The organism is Fluviicola sp. (genome assembly GCF_030151805.1).
In the GTDB taxonomy this organism is placed as follows: domain Bacteria; phylum Bacteroidota; class Bacteroidia; order Flavobacteriales_D; family Crocinitomicaceae; genus Fluviicola.
Map to the genome: position 1 here is coordinate 1 of NZ_JASLCN010000140.1, position 6,440 is coordinate 6,440.

Genomic DNA, 6,440 nt, shown 5'->3' on the forward strand with positions numbered 1-6,440 from the left:
ATTAATTCTCTTTCCCTTGATTTAACTTAACAACTACCGTAGTTGCATTTATCAATTGAATCTAAGACTGGCAAATTGGCCAATTTGAATTTTGGGATTAATTCCCAATCCGAATTCGAAAACTTGCGGAATTCATTAACTTCGTTCCTTCGAATTTTTCATTCATGAACAACACTTTAGCTCCCTGGCTCGTTGCCACTGTCCTTATCGGATATTTCGGTTTACTGATCGTCATTGCATACCTCACTTCCAGAAAGGCGGACACCGATTCCTTTTTCATGGGAAACAGACAAAGCCCCTGGTATCTGGTGGCATTCGGAATGATCGGAACATCTCTTTCAGGTGTTACGTTCATCTCCGTTCCCGGAAAAGTGTTTTCAGAAGGAATGGCGTATTTCCAGATCGTTTTGGGATATGTTTTGGGATATGTCGTCATCGCCCAGATTCTGATGCCGCTCTATTACCGCCTGAATGTAACTTCGATCTACGAGTTTCTGAACAAGCGTTTTGGAATCGTCAGTTACAAAACCGGAGCTGCATTTTTCATTCTTTCCAGAACATTGGGGTCGGCAACCCGACTTTATTTAGCCACGGAAGTATTGCAGATGTTCCTGTTTGAAGATTTGGGGGTGCCATATTGGGTGACGACGGTAACAACCATTGTACTGATTTGGGTTTATACCTTCAAGGGAGGAGTGCGGACAATTGTCTATACGGATGCGTTTCAAACCATTTTCCTTGTTTCATCCGTAATCATTTGTACGATTATCATTGCTCAAACCCTGGGAGTTGATTTCTCCGGATTGTACGATAAAATCACCTCATCTTCTACGAAAAACGGGTATTCCATGTCGCGCATTTTCTTTTTCGACGATCCGAATTCGCCGCTTTATTTCTACAAGCAATTCTTCGGAGGAATGTTCCTGGCAATTGCAATGACCGGCTTGGACCAGGATTTAATGCAGAAAAACCTCACGTGTAAATCCATCGGAGACGCGAAGAAAAACATGTATTCATTCACAACAATTCTCGTGATTACGAACTTCTTGTTTTTGTTGTTGGGTGGAGCCTTGTATGTATACATTCAGTCGACCGGTTTGGAAGTTCCTGCAAATACCGATCACACGTTCCCGACTTTGGCTCTGAATAACTTCGGCTCCATAGCCGGTATTTTCTTCCTGCTCGGAATTACAGCTTCGTCTTATGCTTCGGCTGATAGTGCGTTGACAGCGCTTACAACCGGATTCTGTATTGACTTCCTGAATTTCAACCGACGGGAAGAAAAGCAGAAGAAACGCTATAAATTGATTGTTCATATTGGATTTTCGCTCCTGTTCCTGTTGATTATTCTCTTCACAAACTGGTATGTGGATTCAACTCCCGGAACAGATTTGATCGGTTTGATTTTGAAATTGGCCGGCTATACCTACGGACCTTTGCTTGGTTTGTTTACATTGGGGATTTTTACCAAACGCATTTTAAAAGAAAACCTCGTTCCTGTTGTTTGTGTGTTGATTCCTGCAATTTGTTTCTTCATCAGTAAGTACTCGCAGGTAATGACTGGCGGAGTTTTGCAGGAAAATGGAACGTATCTGGGGGGGTATGTTTTCGGGAATGAGCTCTTGATTCTGAATGGATTGCTAACATTTATCGGACTTTGGTTGATTTCGAAACCGGGTAAATCAGTTGTTGTGGCATAATATCTGAGCGTATAAAACGTTTCTGAATCTATGAATAAGAAACCAAAAGCCTTTTTGTTTGACCTGAATGGTACAATGATCGATGATATGGGATTCCACCTGGAAGTATGGAACCGGATTTTGAATGACGATCTGAAAGCTGGCTTAACCCGCAACGAGGTAAAACAGCAACTATTTGGGAAGAACAATGAATTGCTGGAACGCGTTTTTGGAAAAGGGGCTTTTACTGAAGAACAGGTAAAGGAAATCTCCAAAAAGAAAGAAGAGCTGTATCAGGAATTGTATCGTCCGGAGCTGCAATTGATTCCCGGATTGGAAAATATACTTGAAAAAGCATACCGAGAAGGTATTTCAATGGCAATCGGGTCGGCGGCACTTCCTTTCAATATTGGTTTTGTAATTGACAATTTATTGATCCGCCATTATTTTAAAACCATTGTGAGTTCGGATGATGTGACGGAAAGTAAACCCAATCCGGAAGTGTTTTTAAAAGCAGCAAAGCAATTGGGAGTTGCTCCGGAAGCGTGTATCGTGTTTGAAGATGTTCCGAAAGGCGCTGAAGCTGCATTGAATGCCGGAATGCCGGTAATAATAGTGACTACAACGCACACTCCGGAAGAATTTGAGAAATACCCGAACGTCTTGTTCTTTATCTCCGACTACAACGATCCGAGACTGACTGATTTGTTCTAATAAATCACAATTTGACAATGGGAATTCGTAATTCTTAATTCAGATTTCCGTATCTTCACTTAACAAATTAGGATTACGATGAACATCATTCTTCACGATAACGAATTACACTTGCGTTTTGCGCCATTGACACTTACAAGACCTATCGGTGACTTGCGGGTAGGGATTTTGACAAATAAGGAACGATGGGAAAAGTGGATTCCGGAAGCGGTGGTGTCGTTTCAAACAGAAAAGTATATCTCGAAGAAATTTCCAAGAATATCCGGAGATTTAGAAATAGAAGTCAACGCGGCAATTATTCCGAACGAAGCCATTGCAGCTGCGATTTTGCATTTGGAAGAAAACCAGGTTTTAGTATCTGAAAATACCTGGATTGCCAGGAGAGGAACTGCTTCCGAACGAATTAAATGGTCTGAGCAGCACCCGCTGGAGTTAACACAACGCTGGGATATCTTCCAATTAAATGACGAGGTGCTGGTAGCAGATTATTTTTTACTCACCGGAGGAAGAGAATCACAGCATATTTCCGCTTCAAATACCATTATCGGTGATCCTTCATTGATTTTTATCGAAGCCGGAGCTTCCGTTGAAGGCTCATTTCTGAATACCACTTCCGGACCAATTTACATTGATAAAGAAGCCGAAATTATGGAAGGTTCCATGATCCGCGGACCGTTTTCGTTAGGTGAACATGCTGTTGTGAAAATGGGGGCGAAGATCTACGGAGCAACAACCATTGGTCCTTACTGTAAAGTGGGCGGTGAGGTTTCAAATTGCGTTTTCCAGGCCTATTCCAACAAAGGACACGATGGTTTTCTCGGAAATTCGGTTGTAGGTGAGTGGTGTAATTTTGGCGCGGATTCCAATACTTCCAATCTGAAGAATAATTATTCAATGATTCGTTCCTGGTCTTACGAAGAAGGAAGAGAAGTGGAAACCGGTTTGCAATTTATGGGTGTTTGCATGGGAGATCACAGTAAATGTGCGATCAACACGATGTTCAATACAGCAACAGTTGTTGGTGTTTCCTGCAACGTATTCGGTGGTGAATTCCCAAAGAAATTCATTCCTTCCTTTTCCTGGGGAGCTGTGAACGGAACGGAATTGTTCGAACTTAAAAAAGCCAAAGAAGCTGCCAATGCTATGATGAGCAGACGCGGACTGGAGTTAACAGAAGGTGATCATTACATGTTTGATTACCTGGCAAAACATGGCGGATAGCTCTGAATCGGTTGGAAAACAGACTTGTTTTTAGTTAAATATTTTAAATCGACAGGAGAATCAACGGTTGATGCGTTTCAGGAAAGGAGGGAAATAACTACTCAACCTTTCGCTAGTTTTAGGTGTTGTTCGTTTTAACGGATAGAGTGTTTAACACCTAATACAAGTACACTATGAAAAATCTATTTACTTTTTTAATCTTATTGATTAGCAGTTCTGCTTTTTCTCAATTTAGCAGAACTTTTCTACACGCCACTGCCAACAGTGGAAATGCCACCTTCACGAATTACAGTTATTACGATGCACAAAACAAAGTCAATCTGACAAGTATAAGTGGCATCGGACAGAACCAGGTTCATTTGATCAATCAACGAATCTCTTCCCTGGGAGATGTGGAGACATTTGATTCTTACAATTACCCTGTCGATTTTCCGGTAAACCCTCAGCAAAATATGTTACTGAATATTATCGAACAGGGAGCAGAACGTTATTATGTTTTTGGAGCCGGGGCATCGACTTCTATGAAATTAATCTGGTTAAAGGTCAACAAAAATACCGGAGCTTTGATCAGCGCCCTGACGAGTACTACTGATTACAAACCGTCTTATTTTGAGCCGAAACTGATCGGAAATGATTTGGTTACCTATGCGGTGAAAAGTACGGGATCTTTAGTTCGGGTTGCATTGAATACGGGAAGTTTCAATGCTTTGGCGGAAGAAGTGGTAAGTGCTTCCATTACGTCCTCAACCAGTTTTGGGAATACCTTCTTAGGGTTTAAAAGCGGAAACTTATTTGTAGTAAACGGAACGGAGAAAATTGTTTGGAGTGGCGGAGTGAGTTCTGCAATCATATTTACCAGAACTGCTGCAAATGTATATGCGACTCAAAACACCGGAATTTCTACGAATCGTTCCGTGAGCTCCTTTTTGATCAACCCAACAACTATTGGCATTAGTAACGGAATGAATATCGAACATTACAACGCAGCCGGAACGATGATCAATAGTGGTTCTTTTTCCGGACCGGCTAATTCTACTGTCAGCCAGATTGAATATCGAAACAACCGGTATCACTTGTATTATCGCTACATAGCTTCCGACAAGGGAATCTTTTTCGTGACAAACCAAACTTTCCAGATCCTGGATTCTTTGAAGACAAAGGTATTGATCTATCATCTCTTCAAGACTCCAAACAATTGGTTGCTGGTAGGATCGGATCCGAGCGCGAAAGGAGTTTCTTTAGATTTGAACGGAAACCAGAATCCGGGAAGAATAGCTTATTGTGAAATGTATTCGACTTTGCCTGCTTTAAAGTATGATGAGTATGCAACCGATTTTAAAGCGGGACAATACTTTGATGCAACTGTCGGGTTGGGGACGAAAGTGCTTACAACTCCGTATACTACATCCGGTTCTTATTACAAAGGAGTTCCTGCTTGTTATAATTTAAATGAACATTTTGTAGGGTTTACTCATTCCGGAGATACCGTTTCAAATGCAGGATCCAGTTACATAGAACAATACGATGAACTTCCCGGCCCGTATACAGCGAGTGCTTCGTATAATGAACTATTGGAAGCAAAATACAATCGTCCGTATCATGTCAGTTTGCAGATGATTCAGGATCATATTGATTCCGTACAATTCGGCTCTTCCAACTATGTTCCGGTTTGGGAAATCAGAAACTGGCCGGCACATGGAAATACGGCTTTGGGTCAGGCGTCGGATCTGGCTCCGTTTGCAGATATCAATTCAAACGGAATTTATGAACCGCTTTTAGGTGGATATCCGAGTATTTATGGGAATGACTGTGTTTTTAGTATTACGCATTACAGGAACAACGGAAATATGAACAAAGCATTGGAGTTTCACAGTTATGTATATACACAGGCGTGTGATTCAACGGAAACATTTGACAATGTATTGATGCGCAAAGTTTTGGTATATTCCCGTGGAGCAGTAATGGATTCTTTGTTCTTCGGAGGTCGTTTTGATGGCGATTTAGGAAATTTCACCGATGACTATGTTGGAACGAATGTGGATTTGGGATTGGTGTATAATTACAATGGGGATCTCTTTGATGAAGATTACTCAGGGCGTCTCGGTTTTAAAGACACACTTGCTGCACAGGGACTTATGATTTTAAAAGGGGTGAAACAAGCGAACGATGGGCTTGATAATGGAATTGGAATTCTGCCGGGACAATCTGTGAACGGTTACGGTTTCAATGATGGAATCGTGGACAACGAATATGGAGGTTTGTACGCAGCAACGGCATTCAGTGGAATAAATGCACCTGTCCAGATATCTGATCCGACAACAGGAATACAGTGGTACAACATGCTGAACGGATATTTCCGCTTCGGAGAAACGATGTATTATGGCGGAAGTGGGTATCCGGGTGCTCCAGGTGTTACGACAATCCCGACAAAGTTTATGTATTCGGGTTCCGAAGACATGTATTACTTTGGAACAGGGGGAGTGAATCCGGGTTTTAGCTGGTCTGAAGTTGAACCGACGGGAACCGGTTCTTCATCAAATCCGACGGGAGATCGTCGCGGAGGGTATTCTTTTGGTAAGACGTCCTTGGCCAGTGGTGAATTTATTGAATTGGATTACGCGTATGTGTTCAAAAGACAAACTGCTCAAACAGTTGCTTTGATACAACCGGTAAAGGATTTGTTTATAAAAGCAAGTGCCGTTCGAAGTGCGTTTTTGAGTAACCAGGGACCGTGTGGAATTAATTTCAACCCGATTCCGGAGGATTTAAGTGTGGATGAAGCCGGGAAATCACCTGTATCGTTTAGCGTTTACCCGAATCCGACAA

General features: G+C 41.9%; 3 protein-coding genes and 1 pseudogene. All 4 read left to right on the forward strand.

Annotation, left to right across the window (positions count from 1 at the left end; all coding sequences use genetic code 11):
* Window positions 1–164: 164 nt before the first annotated feature.
* A complete protein-coding gene (locus Q1V93_RS05360) occupies window positions 165–1,700 on the forward strand; it encodes a sodium:solute symporter (RefSeq protein WP_300662497.1) in 1,536 nt (511 codons plus the stop codon).
* 30 nt (window positions 1,701–1,730) lie between these two features.
* Complete coding sequence (locus Q1V93_RS05365; RefSeq protein ID WP_300662498.1) at window positions 1,731–2,393, forward strand: HAD family phosphatase; 663 nt, start codon at window positions 1,731–1,733, stop codon at window positions 2,391–2,393.
* Between the two features lie 78 nt (window positions 2,394–2,471).
* Window positions 2,472–3,614 carry a GlmU family protein gene (locus tag Q1V93_RS05370; RefSeq protein ID WP_300662500.1) on the forward strand — a complete coding sequence of 381 codons (1,143 nt, stop codon included), beginning with the start codon at window positions 2,472–2,474 and terminating at the stop codon, window positions 3,612–3,614.
* 173 nt (window positions 3,615–3,787) lie between these two features.
* Window positions 3,788–6,440 (forward strand): annotated as a pseudogene (locus tag Q1V93_RS05375) (hypothetical protein); the annotation flags it as partial.

Coding starts and splice junctions, on each gene's coding strand:
- Q1V93_RS05360 (WP_300662497.1), top strand. CDS start 165: ATGAACAACACTTTAGCTCCCTGGCTCGTTGCCACTGTCCTTATCGGA.
- Q1V93_RS05365 (WP_300662498.1), top strand. CDS start 1,731: ATGAATAAGAAACCAAAAGCCTTTTTGTTTGACCTGAATGGTACAATG.
- Q1V93_RS05370 (WP_300662500.1), top strand. CDS start 2,472: ATGAACATCATTCTTCACGATAACGAATTACACTTGCGTTTTGCGCCA.